The 18,643-nt window shown below is 59.5% G+C and carries 16 protein-coding genes; 13 read left to right on the top strand and 3 right to left on the bottom strand.

Going from position 1 to position 18,643, the window contains the following annotated elements:
* Window positions 1–61 precede the first annotated feature (61 nt).
* Both olsF and BVU99_RS15220 read right to left on the bottom strand, forming a co-directional pair.
* Window positions 62–1,783 carry an ornithine lipid synthase OlsF gene (gene olsF / locus BVU99_RS15225; RefSeq protein ID WP_025302952.1) on the bottom strand — a complete coding sequence of 574 codons (1,722 nt, stop codon included), beginning with the start codon at window positions 1,781–1,783 and terminating at the stop codon, window positions 62–64.
* 155 nt (window positions 1,784–1,938) lie between these two features.
* A complete protein-coding gene (locus BVU99_RS15220; RefSeq protein WP_099817216.1) occupies window positions 1,939–3,609 on the bottom strand; it encodes a DUF4091 domain-containing protein in 1,671 nt (556 codons plus the stop codon).
* A 465-nt stretch (window positions 3,610–4,074) separates the two neighbouring features.
* On the opposite strand from BVU99_RS15220, the gene BVU99_RS15215 reads away from it, so the two are divergent.
* The 13 genes from BVU99_RS15215 to uspE all read left to right on the top strand — a co-directional run bounded on the left by BVU99_RS15215 (window position 4,075) and on the right by uspE (window position 17,185).
* Window positions 4,075–5,328, top strand: a complete 1,254-nt coding sequence (locus BVU99_RS15215; RefSeq protein ID WP_099817215.1) for a sugar ABC transporter substrate-binding protein — start codon at window positions 4,075–4,077, stop codon at window positions 5,326–5,328.
* Window positions 5,329–5,406: 78 nt separating this feature from the next.
* On the top strand, window positions 5,407–6,348 hold the full coding sequence (locus BVU99_RS15210) for a sugar ABC transporter permease (protein ID WP_025302955.1): 942 nt from the start codon (window positions 5,407–5,409) through the stop codon (window positions 6,346–6,348).
* A gap of 10 nt (window positions 6,349–6,358) precedes the next feature.
* Window positions 6,359–7,177, top strand: a complete 819-nt coding sequence (locus tag BVU99_RS15205) for a carbohydrate ABC transporter permease (RefSeq protein WP_004938251.1) — start codon at window positions 6,359–6,361, stop codon at window positions 7,175–7,177.
* Window positions 7,178–7,198: 21 nt separating this feature from the next.
* On the top strand, window positions 7,199–8,311 hold the full coding sequence (gene ugpC / locus BVU99_RS15200) for a sn-glycerol-3-phosphate ABC transporter ATP-binding protein UgpC (protein WP_025302956.1): 1,113 nt from the start codon (window positions 7,199–7,201) through the stop codon (window positions 8,309–8,311).
* A gap of 19 nt (window positions 8,312–8,330) precedes the next feature.
* A complete protein-coding gene (locus BVU99_RS15195; RefSeq protein WP_043143427.1) occupies window positions 8,331–9,614 on the top strand; it encodes a Gfo/Idh/MocA family oxidoreductase in 1,284 nt (427 codons plus the stop codon).
* 18 nt (window positions 9,615–9,632) lie between these two features.
* The gene (locus tag BVU99_RS15190; protein WP_049275861.1) at window positions 9,633–10,538 is read left to right on the top strand and encodes an ROK family protein; all 906 of its coding nucleotides are present in this window, start codon (window positions 9,633–9,635) and stop codon (window positions 10,536–10,538) included.
* A gap of 332 nt (window positions 10,539–10,870) precedes the next feature.
* Entirely contained in the window at window positions 10,871–11,641 is a 771-nt protein-coding gene (gene agaR / locus BVU99_RS15185; RefSeq protein WP_099817214.1) for a transcriptional repressor AgaR, read from the top strand.
* 26 nt (window positions 11,642–11,667) lie between these two features.
* Entirely contained in the window at window positions 11,668–12,834 is a 1,167-nt protein-coding gene (locus tag BVU99_RS15180; protein ID WP_099817213.1) for an SIS domain-containing protein, read from the top strand.
* 9 nt (window positions 12,835–12,843) lie between these two features.
* The gene (locus BVU99_RS15175; RefSeq protein ID WP_025302961.1) at window positions 12,844–13,698 is read left to right on the top strand and encodes a tagatose bisphosphate family class II aldolase; all 855 of its coding nucleotides are present in this window, start codon (window positions 12,844–12,846) and stop codon (window positions 13,696–13,698) included.
* Window positions 13,699–14,004: 306 nt separating this feature from the next.
* Complete coding sequence (locus tag BVU99_RS15170) at window positions 14,005–14,316, top strand: hypothetical protein (protein ID WP_099817212.1); 312 nt, start codon at window positions 14,005–14,007, stop codon at window positions 14,314–14,316.
* 219 nt (window positions 14,317–14,535) lie between these two features.
* Window positions 14,536–15,060, top strand: a complete 525-nt coding sequence (gene ogt / locus BVU99_RS15165; RefSeq protein WP_025302963.1) for a methylated-DNA--[protein]-cysteine S-methyltransferase — start codon at window positions 14,536–14,538, stop codon at window positions 15,058–15,060.
* A 271-nt stretch (window positions 15,061–15,331) separates the two neighbouring features.
* Window positions 15,332–16,096, top strand: a complete 765-nt coding sequence (locus BVU99_RS15160) for an FNR family transcription factor (RefSeq protein ID WP_004938278.1) — start codon at window positions 15,332–15,334, stop codon at window positions 16,094–16,096.
* 126 nt (window positions 16,097–16,222) lie between these two features.
* Window positions 16,223–17,185: a universal stress protein UspE gene (gene uspE / locus BVU99_RS15155; protein WP_004938281.1), complete on the top strand. Its 963-nt coding sequence runs from the start codon at window positions 16,223–16,225 to the stop codon at window positions 17,183–17,185.
* Between the two features lie 57 nt (window positions 17,186–17,242).
* Here uspE and pntB read toward each other — a convergent pair whose 3' ends face one another.
* A complete protein-coding gene (gene pntB / locus BVU99_RS15150) occupies window positions 17,243–18,637 on the bottom strand; it encodes a Re/Si-specific NAD(P)(+) transhydrogenase subunit beta (protein WP_025302964.1) in 1,395 nt (464 codons plus the stop codon).
* Window positions 18,638–18,643: the final 6 nt, after the last annotated feature.

Here is an 18,643-nt window from a genome sequence, read left to right as displayed (position 1 = left end):
GCTATCCCGTCGCCGGCCCCAAGGTCGTGCTTAGATCAAAAAGGCATGAGTCAGACTGTAGTCATGCCGTCTCGGCTGGCTGTGGCTGGTGCACCGCGATATAACGCTGATAGCGCGACGGCTTGAGCCGCGTGGTATCCACCAGCACCAGTCCGTCGATACAGTTGTTGAACGCCGGATCGGTGCCGAAGTCGATGAACTGCACCCCACCCGGTTCGCACAGCTCGGTGTATTGCTTGTACAGCGTCGGGATCGAGCAGCCGATGTTGCTGAGCAGGCTCTTCAGCCGTACCAGATCTTCCTGGTAGTTGTCCCCGGCAAACTGCGCCAACACCTGCGGCAGCGACGCCGGATAAGGCCGGCGCGACTGCGCGAAGGCGTGATCCGGCGAGAAATAGAGCCGGTAGAAGGCGATCAGCAAATCGCGCGCCGCCAGCGGCATGCCGCCGGAGATCGACACCGGGCCGAACAGATAGCGATATTGCGGGTATTTCGACAGATAGGCGCCGATGCCCAGCCACAAATAGTCCAGCCCGCGCTTGCCCCAATAGGCCGGCTGAATGAAGCTGCGCCCCAGTTCGATGCCCTGCGCCAGGATCGGTTCCATATCGCGGTCGTAATGGAACAGGCTGTTGCTATAGATGCTTTCCAGCCCTTTGCGTTCGATTTGTTCGGCGGTGGGAATAAAACGATAGGCGCCGACGATCTCCAGCTCTTCCTCATCCCACAGCACCAGGTGGTAGTAATCGTCGTCGTAGCTGTCCAGATCGCGGCGGCGGCCGGATCCTTCCCCCACCGCGCGGAAGGCGATCTCGCGCAGGCGCCCCAGCTCGCGCAGGATTGGCGTACGCGCTTCGTCACGGCGGCGATAGAGGTAGATGGTTTTACCGTCCGGCGTTACCCCCAACCGTTCGCAGTTCGCCAACGCCTTTTTCAGCTCCAGACGCTCTTCCGGCAGCGCGATCGGCGACTCGCTGGCGAACAGCCCCGGTTTGCCCTGGCCCAGGCGATAGACGTGGCGGCGAAAACGCTCCGCCAGATCCTTGGCGCTGGTGTGGCCGTCGTGCCAACTGGCGAACGGCACCCGGCCGCCGACGCGGATCTTGATGCGCCCGCCCCGCTGCTGGAACATTTCACGCACCAGCAGCAGCGTCGACAGCGGCCGATAAACCAGCGAGGTAAAGTAGAACAGGTTGCTGTTGCGCGCGCTGATGTGGATCGGCACGATCGGCGCGCGCGCCTTGGCGGCCAGGCGCAGAAAGCCGGTATGCCAGTGGCCATCGCGGATGCCTTTCGGGCTCATGCGCGACACTTCGCCAGCCGGGAACAGGATCAGCGCGCCCTGATTGTCCAGTTGCTGCTGCATCCCTTCAATCTGTTTGCGGCTGGTTTTATAAGCGACGTTATCCACCGGCACGAACAGGTTGCGCAGCGGTTCGATATAGGTCAGCAGCTGGCTGGCCACCACTTTCACATCCGGGCGCACCGCCGCGACGGCGCGCAGCAGCACCAGGCCGTCGAGCGAGCCGATCGGGTGATTGGCCACGAGCACCACCGGCCCCTGGCTCGGGATGTTTTCCAGATCGCCGTCCACCAGCTCGCAGCTGAGGTTGAAGTAGTCCACCACCTGCTCGATCAGATCGAGCCCTTTCAGGTGGGGATAGTCGGCAGCGAACTGTTTGAATTCTTTTTCGAAGAGAAGGGTTCTTAGCAGGCTGCGCTGCCAGGCAGGGGTATTGCGGTGTGGAAATGCATCTTGCAACAGAGAATCCAGGCTGAACATCGCGTTATCTCCTGACGTAGTCGCTGCAAACTTAAGCCAGAGCCGTGACTCTGACGTGTCAGTTACATGACAATAAAATGAATCCATCGACTATCAGGTATAGCAAAGTAATGACGAATTGGGAGCGAAAGACGCATTTTCGCCCCCACTTGCCCTCACATCGGCGCCAGCAGCGCTTCGATGCGGCGGTTCACCGCTTCGCGCAAGCGCAGCAGCGGCCCGGCCTGGTGCGGATAACGTTTGAAGGTAATGCGCATGCCCAGCTCGCGTTCGATCAGCGCCTCAACCGTTGCCCGGTCGGTCAGACTCTCCAGCAGCTGCAGCGCGCGCATGTCCTGCAGCCCCTGATGCAGCACCCGCAGGCGCAGCGACTCCAGCGGCTGCAGATCCTCGCCCGGATAGACCACGAACGGATCGCCGGAGGGAAACGCATGGCCGCTGTCGGTCACGGCGTAAGGGTTGATGCGCTCGCGCGAATGAGCGCTGTTATAGAAGTTGAATCCCCAATGCAGGAAGCCGGCGATGCGGTACAGATAGAGCTGCACGCCCAATATGCGGTTGCGCGCCGAAGGCTGGGCGAAGAACCGGTTGGCGACCTCGGTCTTCTGTACGCAGCAATAATAGGCCCACAGGCCAGGCACCCGGTGTTCGATAAAGGGTTCGATATGATCGGTGGCAGCGACCGGGATTTCCACCAGGCCTCGCTGATAGAAAGCGAAATCCGACAGCGCATCGAAGGTGCGAAAGCCATCCAGCAATGGGCGTAGCGCGGCGCTGGCGCGCTGGTAGGCCGCCAGGTTGTCCAGCGTCGGCTCATCGGAAACATGGAACCACACCTGCCGTTCCAGCCCCCGTTCGCGGAACCAGGCGGTCAACGCCGGCAGCAGCGCCTGCAGAAAACGCTGGTACGCTTCGCCCTGCGCATCGGTGTGCCAGCCGAAAAGCGGTCGCGCCTCGCCCTGCTCCTCCACCACGATCTTCGGCGCATGTGCCGCGCCCCATTGGGTAAACAGCGGCGCGATTTCGAAGTGCTCGATGCCCTCTTCCTGCGCCAACGCTATCCACTGCGCCAGGAGACTGAAATCGAAGTCATACCCCTGCGCCGAACGCGACACCCTCACCAACTGCACCGTGGTGCGTTCACCGCCGACGGCGGTATCCAGCGGCGGCGTAAACAGCGGCGTCAGCAGCATATTAACCCCCGCCTGCACCGCACAGCGCACAAAGTTGCGCACCGCGCGCCAGTAATCCGGGCTGAACACCGCCAGACGGTAGTAATCCGCCAGGCAGTCGGTGTGCAACCACTCGGTGTGCAACAGCGTTTGCGGCGGCAACGCCGCCGGCACCAGATGCAGCGTCAGCGTGGCCTCGGCCAGCGCCTCACCGCTCTGGGCATCCCGCAGCCGCAGGGTCAACGGAAAGTCACCAGCCAGTTGCGCGTCGGCCGGCGGCGTCAAGGTCAGCCACAGGCTGCCATAATAGCGGCAGGCGGCAAAAAAACGCCGTTGCGGCAGCGGCATCAGCGGATCGGGAAATAAGCCCGGCTCGGTCGTCAGGTAATTCTCATCGATCTCGCGATAACAGGGAAAACCGCTCGGTACCGATTGCACCTGGCGCACGCTGATATACGCCGCCAGCGGTCCGTCAAGTTGATAACTGAGCTCATGGCGAGTCTCGTTGCCCGGGGTTTGCAAACAGTACACCGCCTGCCAGGAAAGCACCTCGTTATTTAACCCGCTCAGCCGATTTTCTACGGCAACGGGCGGCATATTTTGGCAATGAAATACTTTCTCCAGGCAATGCGTAAATACCAGAGACAGGCGCATGATAATCGGCCCTCTTTATTTTGGATAAATCAATATTGTGAAATTCAGGCTAACGTCTTTTATCGCCACAGACAATAGCCGGCAATAAAAAACGTTCCTGCCCCCTCCTCTGACAGCCACAGCAAGATTTTTTTGTTTATTTGCATCACAAAAATGAAAGAAGCAGAAGCTTGCACAATAAAAATGTTTTTAATCCCCATTATGGTGCAAGGGTTATCAGTTATTCCTATGCCTGCGAAGGCCGCTAAATGCCGCGCCACCGGGGAAAAAACCCGTCAAAAGGTTAACGAATTGTGAATAAACACACCTTTCACTTGGCCGTCAAAGCCTTTCGATTTTAACAACAATGAAACATCAACGCCCCATTTTTGGGCATTTGGGGGTGTATTGACACATTGAAAGTTAAGGGATAGAAAGAATTTACGTTGCGAAAAACGCTATTCGTCGCTCACCGAGGGGAAAGCAATGTCACCGATAAAAAATACCGGCCGCCTGCTGGCGCACTCTATTCTTGCCAGCGCATTATTATTGCCCACACTGCTCCACGCCGCAGATAAAATAACATTGCGCTATGCCGTTTGGGACAGAAATCAATTATCATCCGAACAGGAGATTGCTAAGCGATTTGAGCAGGCCAACCCGGATATAAAAATAGAAATAGAATTAACCCCCTCGGCACAATATTTCGTTAAATTAGATTCCGCAGCCGCCGGCGGCGTGGCGCCGGATATATTCTGGATCAATATGCCTTATTTTGTGCAGTACGCCAAAAACGGCATTATGGAGCCGCTGGCACCCTATATTAAAGACAGCGGCCTTAAGCTGGACGACGTGGTCGCCAGCTCGGTGAAAGCCTACCAGTACGACGACCAGCAGATGGCCATCCCGCGCGACGTCGATTCCATCGCCGTGTGGTACAACAAAAAACTGTTCGATCAGGCCGGCGTCAGCTACCCCACCAGCGACTGGAACTGGGACGATCTGAAAAGCAAGGCTACCGCGCTGAAAAACGGGCTGAAAGGCACGGCCTTCCCGCTGGTGATGGATCTCAGCATCGACGGTCAGGACAGTTACATGAACCTGCTGTTCCAAAACGGCAATCACATCGTGCCGAAAGACGGCCAGCCCACCGACATCGCCAACGACAAATCCCTCTGGGTCTACCAGCAGCTGCAGGGCATGATGAAAGACGGCCTGATGCCAAGCGCCCAGCAGATGAGCGAAGTCAAAACCGAGAACATCTTCCAGTCCAACCGCGCGGCGATGGTCTATGCCGGTTCCTGGCTGGCGGCACCGTTCGCCAATAACCCGCTGATCAACGACCACATCGGCGTGGTGATGATGCCCAAAATTGAACGCCAGTCCGGCGTGGCGCACAGCCTGGCCTTCGCCATGTCGGCCAAAAGCGCCCATAAGCAGGCCGCCTGGAAATATATTGCCTTCATGAGCAGCGAAGCCTCACAGGCTGAGCTGGCCAAGGTGGTGATCCCGGCCAATAAGACGGCGGCCAAGGTCTGGGCGCAGCAGATTCAGAAAGTCGACGTTTCGCCTTATATCCAGACCCTTGAAGTGACCCAGGCTTACCCCACCGCCGGCACCAATACGCCGAAGTGGCAGAACATGTGGATCGCCAGCCTGAAGAAGATCTTTATGGGCGCGGACGCTAAGCAGGAAATGGACAAATCGGTCAAGAAGATCGCGCGCGTCATGGAGCAGTAATCGCCCCGCCGCGGCGCGCAGCCCCGAGCACGCGCCGCGGTGGACCCACGCTGAACGTCATAGGTGAGGAATGGCAACATGTCGCTGGCAGAAACGGCTACGGTCACCCTGAAACCATCCCGGCGCACCGCCCGCCCCGCGCTCAATCGGCTCGAACGCGCCGAACGCTTCTGGGGCTGGGTGATGATCCTGCCGCTGTTGTTGGGGGTGACGGTGTTTTACCTGATCCCCTTTTTGCAAAACATTTTTTACAGCTTTACCGATCTGAACCAGTTCATGCGCTGGAGCAGCATCAGCGTCGATAACTATCTCAACCTGTTCGAAGACGATGACTTCTACACCGCCGCCGCCAACACCTTGTTCTACGTGGTGGTGTGCGTGCCGATCAGCCTGAGCCTGTCGCTGCTGCTGGCGATCGGCCTCAATCAGAACATCCGTGGCAAAGGCCTGCTGCGCACCCTGCTGTTCCTGCCGGCGGTCACCATGCCTGCGGCGGTGGCCATGGTGTGGCAATGGCTGTTCAACAAGGATTTCGGCCTGATCAACCAGGCGCTGGGCCTGCTGCACATTGCGCCGGTCGCCTGGCTGTCCGATCCGGACGTGGTGCGCATCAGCGTGTCCATCATCATCATCTGGTCGTCGCTGGCGCTGAAGATCATCATTTTGCTGGCCGGGCTGCAGAGCATTCCGCGCCAGCTGTACGAGGCGGCGGATATCGACGGCATCGGCACCCTGCGCCGCTTCTTCTGTATCACGTTGCCGATGATGGTGCCGACGCTGTTTTTCGTGTCGGTGATGAGCTTTATCGAGATCCTGCAAATCTTCGACGTGGTGTTCCTGATGTTCGACCGCGCGCTGGTGGAAAACGACGTGATGACCGTCACCAACCTGTTCTACAAGTACGCGTTTTACCTGCAGGAAAAAGGCTACGCTTCCGCCATCACCGTGGTGCTGTTCGCCGTCACGCTGGTGATCACCCTGATTCAAATGGCGATCGGCAAGCGCCTGAAAGTCAGCTGAGGAGCTGCACATGAACGCAAGCAAGAAAACGCTGGTGTACCTGTTTATGGGGCTGGCGGCGCTGGCCTCGGTGGTGCCCTTTATCTGGATGCTGGTGACCTCGCTGAAAACCCAGGCCGAGAGCATTCAGATCCCGCTGACGCTGCTGCCGGCGCACCCTAGCCTGCAGGCCTACGGTCGGGTGATGCACGAAATCCCGTTCGCCGGCTTTTACCTCAACTCGCTGCTGGCGACTTTCTTCACCGTCACCCTGCAGATGGCGATCGCTACCCTGGCCGCCTATGGCTTCTCGCGCCTGCATTTTCGCGGCCGCGACGCGGTGTTTCTGGTATGCGTGTCGATCCTGATGGTGCCCGGCCAGGCGTTTCTGATCCCGCAATTCCTGGTGGTACAGAAGCTGGGGCTGGTCAACAGCATCACCGGGTTGGTGCTGCCGGGCATTTTCAGCGTTTACGCCACCTTCCTGCTGCGCCAGTTCTTCCTGGCGGTACCGAAGGAAATGGAAGAAGCGGCTTTGATCGACGGCTACAGCTACTTCGCCATCTTCTGGCGCATCATGCTGCCGCTGATCCGGCCAGGCATTATCGCCTGCGTCATCATCAATGGCCTGTGGAGCTGGAACAACCTGATGTGGCCGCTGATCGTCAATACCACCACCGAGAAGCTGACGCTGCCGGTTGGCCTCGCCTCGCTCTCCAGCCGCGCCGGGGTGGAATACCCGTTGCTGATGGCCGGGGCGCTGATGGCGGTGATCCCGATGTTGATGCTGTTCATTATTTTCCAACGCTATTTCATCCAGGGCATCGCCAGCGCCGGGGTGAAAGGCTAACGCGCAGACAAGGTAAACGACATGGCCGGAATTCAGTTAAACAGCGTTAAAAAAGTCTACCCCAACGGTTTCCACGCGCTGCACGGCGTCGATCTGGAAATTGAAGACGGGGAATTTATGGTGTTCGTCGGCCCGTCCGGCTGCGCCAAGTCTACCCTGCTGCGGATGATCGCCGGGCTGGAGAGCGTCAGCGAGGGGCAGATCCTGATCCACGATCGCTGCGTCAACGACAGCATGCCGAAGGATCGCGGCATCGCCATGGTGTTCCAGAACTATGCGCTGTACCCGCACATGACGGTGTACAAGAACATGGCGTTCGGCCTGATCGGCAAAGAGAGCAAGGCCGAGATCGACCGCCGGGTGCGCGACGCGGCGGAAAAACTGGAGATCACCAACCTGCTGCAGCGTAAGCCGGGCCAGCTCTCCGGCGGCCAGTGCCAGCGGGTGGCGGTCGGCCGAGCCATCGTGCGCAAGCCCAAGGTGTTCCTGTTCGATGAGCCGCTGTCCAACCTCGACGCCAAGCTGCGAGTGTCGATGCGCGTACAGCTGATCGAACTGCACAACCAGCTGAAGCAGGAAGGCGCCGCCGCCACCATGGTGTACGTCACCCACGATCAGGTCGAAGCGATGACCATGGGCGATCGCATTTGCGTGATGAATCGCGGCGCCATCATGCAGGTGGATAAACCGATCAATCTGTACCACCACCCCGCCAACCGTTTCGTCGCCGAGTTTATCGGCAGCCCGTCGATGAATTTGCACGATCTGGCGATCGTGCGCGACGGCCAAACGGTGCGGCTGCGTATCGGCCTGCAGCACCAGCTCGATCTGCCGCCGGCGCTGCAACGGCAGTTGGCCGACTACCCGCATGCGCGGGTGTGTCTCGGCATCCGGCCGGAGTCCCTGCGGCTGTGTGCGCCCGGCAGCGCCAACTGTTTCCCGGCGCAGATCGTCACCATCGAGCGCATGGGCAACGAAGAGTTACTGCACTGCGAACTGGCTGACCTGCGCTTCGTGCTGCGCATGGCGTCGCTGCCGGACTGGGAGCCGCGCCTCGGCGAAAGCATTCATCTGGCATTCGATCTGACGCGCGCGCATTTGTTCGACGAGCTCAGCGGCCAAAACCTCAAATAACAACAGCGGAGTATCAGCAATGTCGTCAACACAACCCAACAACGTTGCCCAGCGCCCGGTGCGAGTGCTGGTCGTCGGCGCCGGTGCGCGCGGTGAAATCTACTCGCGCTATGCGCTGGCGCACCCCGATTTGATGCAGGTGGTGGCGGTGGCGGAACCGCGCGATGCCTACCGCGAGCCGTTCGTGGTGCAGCACGCCATCGCGCCGGAAAACGTCTTCACCGACTGGCGCCAGGCCGCCGACGCCGGCAAGCTGGCCGACGCGGTGCTGATCTGCACTCAGGATCAGATGCACCTAGAGCCGGCGCTGGCCTTCGCCCGTCAGGGCTACGCCATGCTGCTGGAAAAACCGCTGTCGCCGGACGCCGACGAGTGCCGGGCCATCGTCGCAGAGGTCGTGCGCCAAAAGCTGATCTTCTCAGTCGGCCACGTGCTGCGCTATACCCGCTATACCCAAAAGCTCAAACAGCTGCTGCGCGACGGCGCGATCGGCGACATCGTCAGCCTGCAACACTTAGAACCGGTTGGCTACTGGCATCAGGCGCACTCCTTCGTGCGCGGCAACTGGCGCAACGATCAACAGGCCGCGTTTATGCTGTTGCAGAAATCCTGCCACGACATCGACTGGATCCGCTACGTGATGGAACAGCCCTGCGAACAGGTCAGCTCCTTCGGCAACCTGCACCACTTCCGCCGGGAAAACCAACCGGCCGGCGCGGCGGACAACTGCCTGGATTGCGCAGTGGAGGCAGCCTGTCCCTATTCCGCCAAACGCATCTATCTGGGCGACGATCACAAGGCCACGCCCGGTTTTCTGCGGGTGCTGACGCCGGAACCCGACCAGACGACGCTGCGGGCGGCGCTGCGCGACGGGCCCTACGGCCGCTGCGTCTACCGCTGCGACAATAACGTGGTCGACCATCAGGTGGTCAACATGCAGTTCGCCGGCGGCCGCACTGCGTCGTTCACCATGACGGCCTTCACTCGCCACGAAGATCGCCACACCCGCATCTTCGGCAGCCGCGGCTGCCTGGAAGGCGACGGCCGCCATATCCGCATCACCTCGTTCCTCGACGACGGCGAAACGCATTACGACACCGACGCCGGCCAGGATCTGCACGCGATGGGCGGCCACGGCGGCGGCGACTACTACCTGATGCAGCACTTTATCGCGGCCATTCGCGCCAACGATCCGAGCCAGGTGCTGGCCGGCCCGGCCGAAGCGCTGGAGAGCCACCTGATGGTGTTCGCCGCCGAACGCGCACGCCGTGAAGCGGCGGTGATCGCCCTGAACGGAGCCTGAAGCATGGCCACGACAGAGATGCGTTACGGCTTCGACATCGGCGGCACCAAGATTGAAATGGCCGCTTACGATCGCCGGCTCAATCAGGTGCTGATCCAGCGGGTGCGCACCCCTACCAGAGATTACGGCGAATTCGTGGCCTGCATCGCCGGGCTGGTCGAGCAGGCGGATCGCGAACTGCATACGCGCGGCAGCATCGGCATCGGTTTACCGGGGATCACCGATCCCGTCAGCCGCCGCCAGCTGGCGGTCAACGTGCCCTGCCTGACCGGGCATTGCCTGGCGGATGATTTAACGCGGGCGCTGGCGCGGCCGATCGCCATCGAGAACGATTGCCGCTGCTTCGCGCTGTCGGAAGCCAGTACGCCGCAAACCGCACACCTGCCGCTGGTGTTCGGCGCCATCATCGGCACCGGCGCCGGCGGTGGCCTGGTGGTGAACCGGCAACTGCATAAGGGACGCAGCGGCGTGGCGGGTGAATGGGGCCATATGCCGATCTCGGCCCAGTTGGCGCAGCGTTACGATCTGCCGCTGTTCGGCTGCAACTGTGGGCTGACCGGCTGCTTTGAGCGCTACGTCTCCGGCAGCGGACTGCTGGCGCTGAGCCGCCATTTCGCCCATCCGGCCGCCGACGTGCCAGCGCTGGTCGCCAGCTATCGTGCCGGTGATGCGCTCGCGCATCGGCTGATGACGATTTACGTCGACATTCTGGCCAGCGCACTGGCCGGCTTACAGCTGCTGCTGGATGTTGATGCCTTCGTGCTGGGCGGTGGATTGTCCAACGTCGGCGAGCTTTACCGGCTGTTGCCGCCGGTGATGCGGCGCTGGCTGCTGCCGGGCGTGGAACCGGCGGCGGTGTTCCCGCCGGTGCACGGTGACAGCAGCGGCGTACGCGGCGCGGCGCTTTTACGCGCGCCGGCATAAAAAAACAGTGAAAGCCTGGCGGTTGTCGAGCGATCGTTGCGGCTTTCGGCCTCGACGGGCTGAATAATTAAATGCCGGGAATTGGCGACTGAAAAATAACGAATTTGCCGTTTTCACTTTGCGTTAACACCGCTTTCGGTTGGCATTAAACTGAAAGCAAAATTAAATATAACCATCTGATAGATATAGATATTTTAAAATTAACCGATTGCATTTCAGTGTTTCGTTTGCTGTAATTCGCCACGAACAACTGAAAGCGCTCCGGTCGGTATCGCTGCGGCTTATTAAGCCGCGGTCGGGCACGGCTACAGGTAAATCAGGAGTCTGCGTTAATGATCAATACCGCAAAACGCCGGGAATTAATTATCGACCAGCTGTGCCGCGAGGGCACAGTGCGCGTGGAGCAGCTCAGCCAGCAGTTTTCGGTGTCCAGCGTCACTATCCGCAGCGATCTGCGCCAGCTGGAAAAACACGGCTGCGCGGTGCGCGCCTACGGCGGCGCTATGTTGAACAAACAGTTCGCCTTCGACCGCCCATTGCAGGACAAGGGCCGCCTCAATCGCGACGTAAAACACGTCATCGCCTGCGCGGCCGCGGCGCTGATTGAAGACGGCGATGCCGTCATCCTCGACTCCGGCTCCACCACCAGCCAGATGGCGCCGCAGTTGGCGGGGAAAAAGGATCTGGTGGTGATGACCAACGCGCTAAACATCGCCTACGAATTAGCCAGCAACGAGCAGATCGATCTGATGGTGGTCGGGGGCAGCGTGCGCCGCAAGGCTTGGTCGCTGTACGGCCCTGCCGCCGAACAGCAGCTGCACCAATACCGGTTCGACAAGCTGTTTCTCGGCGTCGACGGTTTCGATCTCACGAGCGGCATCACCACGCCGGATCCGGGCGAAGCGCAGCTGAACCGCGTGATGTGCGAGGTGGCGCGTGAAGTGATCGCCATCGCCGACGCCAGCAAATTCGGCCGCACCAGTTTTTGCATGATCCGCGAAATCGGTCAGATCCACCGTCTGGTCACCGACAGCCGCATTCCGGCGCACTACCTGCAGGCGCTGCACCATTTAGGGATCGACGTGATTATCGCCGACCGTTAACCGAGGCTTTTTAAGGAGCTGTCATCATGAACGCGTATTTCTCTTACGAGGCGGATTGGCTGAAGCAGCGCAACGCCTGGCACACCGCCGCAGAAATTTGGCAACAGCCGGATCTGTGGGCAGCGCTGCACCGGCAGCTGCAGGATCAACAGGCGCAGTGGCAGCCGTTCCTGGCGCCGCTGCTGGCCAATCCGCGCCTGCAGATCGTCCTGTGCGGCGCCGGCAGTTCGGCATTTGCCGGCCGTGCCCTGGCGCCCTGGCTGCGCGAACGCACCGGCCGCGACGTGGTAGCCTACGGCACCACCGATATCGTCGCCAACCCGCTGCAGTATCTCGACCCTGATCGGCCGACGCTGCTGGTCTCTTTCGCCCGCTCGGGCAACAGCCCCGAAAGCGTGGCGACGGTGGAGCTGGCCGACCAGCTGCTGCCGGAAAGCTATCACCTGATGCTAGTGTGCAACCCGGACAGCCGGCTGGCGCAGTACGCGCATCGGCGTGACAACGTCTGTTCGCTGGTGATGCCGCAAGGTTCCAACGATCAGAGCTTCGCCATGACCTCCAGCTTCAGCTGTATGATGCTGAGCGCCGCGCTGCTGCTCGGCCCAACGTCGCTCGAGGCCGCCCAGGCACCGCTGAGTGCCATGGTGCAGCGCTGCCGAGAACTGCGTGAAACGCTGCAGGCGCAGGTGAAAGCGCTGGCCGCCAGCGGCTTCCGCCGCTACATCACCCTCGGCGGCAGCTGCTTTACCGGCCTCGCCGAAGAGGCCTCACTTAAGATGCTGGAGCTGACCGCCGGCCGCATCGTTACACGCTACGACTCGCCGCTCGGCCTGCGCCACGGCCCGAAATTCATGGTCGACGGCCAGACGTTGGTGGTGCTGATGTTCTCCCACGACGACTACGCCCGCCAGTATGACCGCGATCTGTGGAACGAGCTGCAGCGCGACGGGCTGGCGATGCAGTTGGTCGGATTGACCGGCGAACGCCAATCCCTGTCCGACGCTCTGCTGAATATGCACGACGCGGCTGACGATATCTGGCTGCTGTTCCCGTATCTGCTGTTCACCCAGATGCTGGCCTTCGAGAGTTCGCTGGCGCTGGGGCTGACCCCGGACAACCCTTGCCCGACCGGCGAGGTCAACCGGGTGGTGAAAGGCGTGACGATTTACCGTTTTCCCTCCCCTGAGTTGTAAGGAGATCCCATGTATCTGATAGCCAATCGAGAAATGCTGCTCAAGGCACAGCGCCAGGGTTACGCCGTTCCGGCGTTTAACGTCCACAATCTGGAAACCGTGCAGGTGGTGGCGGAGACCGCCGCCGAGCTGCGCTCACCGGTGATCATGGCCGGCACGCCCGGCACCTTCAGCTACGCCGGCACCGACTACCTGATCGGCATTTGCCAATCGGCCGCGCACCGCTACGATTTGCCGCTGGCGCTGCATCTGGATCATCACGAAGAGCTGGACGACATCGAGCACAAGGTGAAAAGCGGTATCCGCTCGGTGATGATCGACGGTTCCCATCTGCCGTTCGAGCAGAACATCGCCAAGGTGGCCGCCGCAGTGGCCCTGTGCCACCGCTATGGCGCCAGCGTGGAGGCGGAGCTGGGCCGCCTGGGCGGGCAGGAAGACGATCTGATCGTCGATACCGCGGACAGCTTCTATACCGACCCGATGGCGGCACGCGAGTTTGTCGCCGCCACCGGCATCGATTCGCTGGCGGTGGCGATCGGTTCCGCCCACGGCCTGTATCACGGCGAGCCGAAGCTGGACTTCGAGCGCCTGGCGCTGATCCGCGAACAGGTGGACGTGCCCCTGGTGCTGCACGGCGCCTCCGGCATTCCGGAAGCGATGGTCAAGCGCGCGATTTCGCTCGGCGTCTGCAAGGTCAACGTCGCTACCGAACTGAAAATCGCCTTCGCCGATGCGGTAAAAAGCTACTTTTCGCAGCACCCGGATGCTAACGATCCGCGCAAATACATCGTCCCCGGCAAGCTGGCGATGAAAGAAGTGGTAGCGGAAAAGATCCGCATCTGCGGCAGCAGCGGCATGCTGTAAGCCCGCTCTCGCCCCCGGTTCCTGCCGTTACACCACGGGGGCGAAAACATCCCGCCATTCCCCGCTTTCCTGAGAGAACGATCACAGCCTTTTACCCTGCCCGCACCGGAAACCATTAACCGGCCTTCACTATGATCCAAATCATGGTTTTGCTCACCCTACCTCCCTATTATCAAATCCATTGGATGAAGGCAGTAGGAATTTTGCCCATTAGTTTTTATTTCGCCACACGAAATAGCTTATTTAATGAAAACAAGCATGCTTGTTTTTAATTGGCGGCATTCTTTACTCTAAGAGGAACAGCGTATGAACCATTACTTAGCCGTATTAAGCGCATTGGTCATTCTGCCCTTCGCTCTGCAAGCAAAACCGCTTTCCGGAAGCCAGGTCGCCTCCGGCGTCGTGCGCTTCACCGGCGCCATTACTACGCCAACCTGCGCCATCACACATCAGGATGAACAGCTTATCTCCAACTGTTTCGGCAAAGTGACGGAATATCAGAACGGGTATATTTCTTCTTCGTTAAAAGAGATGCCAAAAGAATTAGTCTCTGCCGTCACCAGTGAAATGGTGAATAACGATCCCCATTTAAAGCGTGTGACCATCAGCTATAAGTAACCCCAATGTGTCAATGCTTGATGAAATAATAAACAAGAAACAACTTGTCTTGATAACTTATAAATTTATTTTATAAATTCGTCGAACAATGACTCCCTGGCTTCCCCTGAGCCGCCTATTTGGGTAACCCTGCGGTTGCCCATCAACATGTCCGAAATCCGCCATCGTCTCCCTCCGTTTCATGCGATAATCCCCACACTAAACCGAGGAGTGATCCAGATGCAGACTTTTTTGATTGATCGTACCGCTACGCCGGTGGGTGAACTGGTGCTGATTGCCGATGAACAGGGGCGCCTGCGGGCGATTGACTGGACCGATCACGAAGCGCGCCTCATGAAGCTGCTGAATACCCACTACCGCGCCGATCGCTTCACCCTGCGCGAACAGCGCGATCCCAGCGGGCTGACCGACGCCATGCAGCGCTATTTCGCCGGTGAACTGAGCATTATCGATCGGTTGCCGGTGATGACTGCCGGCACCGAGTTCCAACGCACCGTGTGGCAACAGCTGCGCCAAATCCCCTGCGGCGAGATCCTGACCTACGGCCAACTGGCGCAACGCATCGGCCGTCCGACCGCCTCGCGCGCGGTCGGCATGGCCAACGGTTCAAATCCGATCAGCATCGTGGTGCCCTGCCACCGAGTGATCGGTTCGCAGGGCGCGCTGACCGGCTATGCCGGCGGCGTACAACGCAAGCAGTGGCTGCTGCAGCACGAAGGCTACCTGCCGAAAAATTTGCTGTAGCCACCTATCCAGCGCCATTGTTTGGCGCTGCTTAATAAAACACATTGCTCTTCGCCGCGCGCGTGCCCACTTGGGTACTATTAATAGCTTGTGTGAATAAAACGCATAAGTCACAAATAATACTCATAACTTCAGTCCCATACAGAATAATCGGCGGCATGTGTGCGCAAAATTCGCACACAATACCCCTATTCATGCTAATGCCACCCTTATCAGCTGCAGCAAAAGATGTTAAAATTGACTCATATCAATTATTGAATGAGCGTAATCTATGATCCCGGAAAAACGCGTGATTCGTCGTATCCAGTCTGGTGGTTGTGCGATCCATTGCCAGGACTGCAGCATCAGCCAGCTGTGCATTCCTTTCACCCTTAATGCTCACGAGCTGGACCAGCTCGACAACATTATCGAGAGGAAAAAGCCCATCCAGAAAGGCCAGACCCTGTTCAAGGCCGGCGACGAGCTGAAATCGCTGTACGCGATCCGTTCCGGGACCATCAAAAGCTACACCATCACCGAGCAAGGCGACGAGCAAATCACCGGTTTCCACCTGGCGGGTGACCTGGTGGGCTTCGATGCCATCGGCGGCCTGAAGCACCCGAGCTTCGCCCAGGCGCTGGAAACCTCGATGGTGTGCGAGATCCCGTTCGAGACCCTCGACGATCTGTCCGGCAAAATGCCCAACCTGCGTCAGCAGATCATGCGGCTGATGAGCGGCGAGATCAAAGGCGACCAGGACATGATCCTGCTGCTGTCGAAGAAAAATGCCGAAGAGCGCCTGGCGGCGTTCGTTTACAACCTGTCGCGTCGCTTCGCGGAACGTGGCTTCTCACCGCGCGAGTTCCGGTTGACCATGACCCGTGGCGACATCGGCAACTACCTCGGCCTGACGGTGGAAACCATCAGCCGCCTGCTGGGCCGCTTCCAGAAAAGCGAAATTCTCAGCGTGAAAGGCAAATACATCACCATCGAAAATGCCGACGCCCTGTCGGTGCTGGCCGGAACGCCACGTATCAACGTGACCGTCAACGCCTGATCCCCCTGCCGGATCAACATTTCCCCGAAATTGTTGATCCGGCACGCTTCTGTTGTTGTTCTGTTTTTCAATGTTGGGTTACTCTGTAAATTAACAGACTGTTGATTTCAGCTGTAAGGAGGCCCTATGGCGAAGTATCAGAATCTTCTGGTGGCTATTGACCCCAATCAGGACGATCAGCCGGCATTGCGCCGCGCCGTGTACCTGGTAAAACGGAACGGCGGGCGCATCAAAGCCTTCCTGCCCATTTACGACTTCTCTTACGAAATGACGACCCTGCTCTCCCCGGACGAAAGAACGGCGATGCGGCAAGGTGTGATCAGCCAACGCGCCGCCTGGATCAATGAACAGTGCCGCTTCTACCTCAACGACGGCGTGCCGATCGAAATCAAAGTGGTCTGGCATAACCGCCCCTTCGAAGCCATCATTCAGGAAGTGCTTTCTGGCCAACATGACCTGCTGCTGAAAATGGCGCACCAGCACGACCGGTTGGAGTCGGTGATCTTTACCCCCACCGACTGGCACCTGCTGCGCAAATGCCCTTGCCCGGTGTGGATGGTGAAAGACCAGCCCTGGCCGGAAGGCGGCAAAGCGCTGGTGGCGGTCAACCTGGCCAGCGAAGAACCCTATCACGACCCGCTCAATATCAAACTGGTGCAAGAAACCGTCGAACTGGCGCAAAACGTCAACCAGACCGAGGTTCACCTGGTCGGCGCCTATCCCGTCACGCCGATCAACATCGCCATCGAACTGCCCGACTTCGACCCGAGCGTCTACAACGACGCCATTCGCGGCCAGCACCTGATCGCCATGAAGGCGCTGCGGCAGAAATTCTGCATTAAGGAAGAGTTCACCCACGTAGAAAAAGGCCTGCCGGAAGAGGTGATCCCCGATCTGGCCGAACACCTGCAGGCCGGCGTGGTGGTGCTGGGCACCCTGGGCCGCACCGGCATTTCAGCCGCCTTTATCGGCAACACCGCGGAACATGTGATCGATCATCTGAAATGCGACCTGCTGGTGATTAAACCGGAAAACTTCAACTGCCCGATCGAAGCGGATGAAGACGACGAACACGACGACGAAGATTAAGCTTCGCGTATAAAAAACGGGCCGCTAAGCGGCCCGTTTTTCTTTGGTTGCCCAATTTTACTTCTGCAACGCCCGCAGAATCGCTTCCACGCTGTCTTTGGCGTCGCCAAACAGCATCTGAGTGTTCTCCTTGAAGAACAGCGGGTTCTGCACGCCGGCGTAGCCGGTGTTCATCGACCGTTTGAACGCGATCACGTTCTGCGCTTTCCACACTTCCAGTACCGGCATGCCAGCGATCGGGCTGCGCGGATCTTCCAGCGCCGCCGGGTTCACCGTGTCGTTGGCGCCGATCACCAGCACGGTGTCGGTATCCGGGAAATCTTCGTTGATTTCATCCATCTCCAGCACCACATCGTACGGCACCTTCGCCTCCGCCAGCAGCACGTTCATGTGGCCCGGCAAGCGCCCCGCGACCGGGTGAATACCGAAACGGACCTTCACGCCGCGCGCCCGCAGTTTCTCGGTGATTTCCGCCACCGGATATTGCGCCTGTGCCACCGCCATGCCGTAACCCGGGGTGATGATCACCGAGGTGGAGTTCTTCAACTGCTCGGCCACCTCTTCCGCCGTGGTTTCACGGTATTCGCCCATCTCTTCGGCGTCGCCGGTGGATGAACCGTCACTGCCGAAACCGCCGGCGATCACGCTGATAAACGAACGGTTCATCGCCTTACACATGATGTAAGACAGGATCGCCCCCGAAGAGCCCACCAGCGCGCCGGTGACGATCAGCAGATCGTTGCTCAGCATGAAGCCCGCCGCGGCCGCGGCCCACCCCGAGTAAGAGTTGAGCATCGACACCACCACCGGCATGTCGGCGCCGCCGATCGAGGCAACCAGATGCCAGCCGAACGCCAGCGCGATCGCCGTCATCAGCAGCAGCGTCACCACCTGCCAGCCCACGCTGTCGGCGCGAACGAACGCCACCAGCAGCAGGAACGAGATCACCAGCGCCGCCAGGTTCAGCTTGTGGCGATTCGGCAGCATCAGCGGCTTGGAAGAGATGATGCCGCGCAGCTTACCGAAGGCGACGATCGAACCGGTGAAGGTCACCGCACCGATAAAGATACCGAGGAACACTTCGGTCAGATGGATATTCGCCATCACCGGTTCCATCGGTGCGCCGTGATCCAGGTAGCTATTGAAACCGACCAGCACCGCGGCCAGGCCAACGAAGCTGTGCAGCACCGCCACCAGTTCCGGCATTTCGGTCATCTCGACCTTCTTCGCCAGATAGACGCCGATCGAACCGCCGATGATCATGGCGATGATGATCCAGCCGACGTTGCCGGAATCCGGCCCCAGAATGGTGGCGATCAGCGCGATCGCCATACCGGCGACGCCGAACAGGTTGCCCTGCTTCGACGTTTCATGACGCGACAGGCCCGCCAGGCTGAAAATAAACAAAATAGCGGCAACAATGTATGCAGCTGTAACCAATCCTCCAGACATTTGTTA

The organism is Serratia sp. OLAL2, from assembly GCF_002752475.1.
Lineage (GTDB): Bacteria > Pseudomonadota > Gammaproteobacteria > Enterobacterales > Enterobacteriaceae > Serratia > Serratia bockelmannii.
The sequence above is the reverse complement of the archived record's forward strand: the minus strand, read 5'-3'. Positions and strand labels throughout refer to the sequence as shown.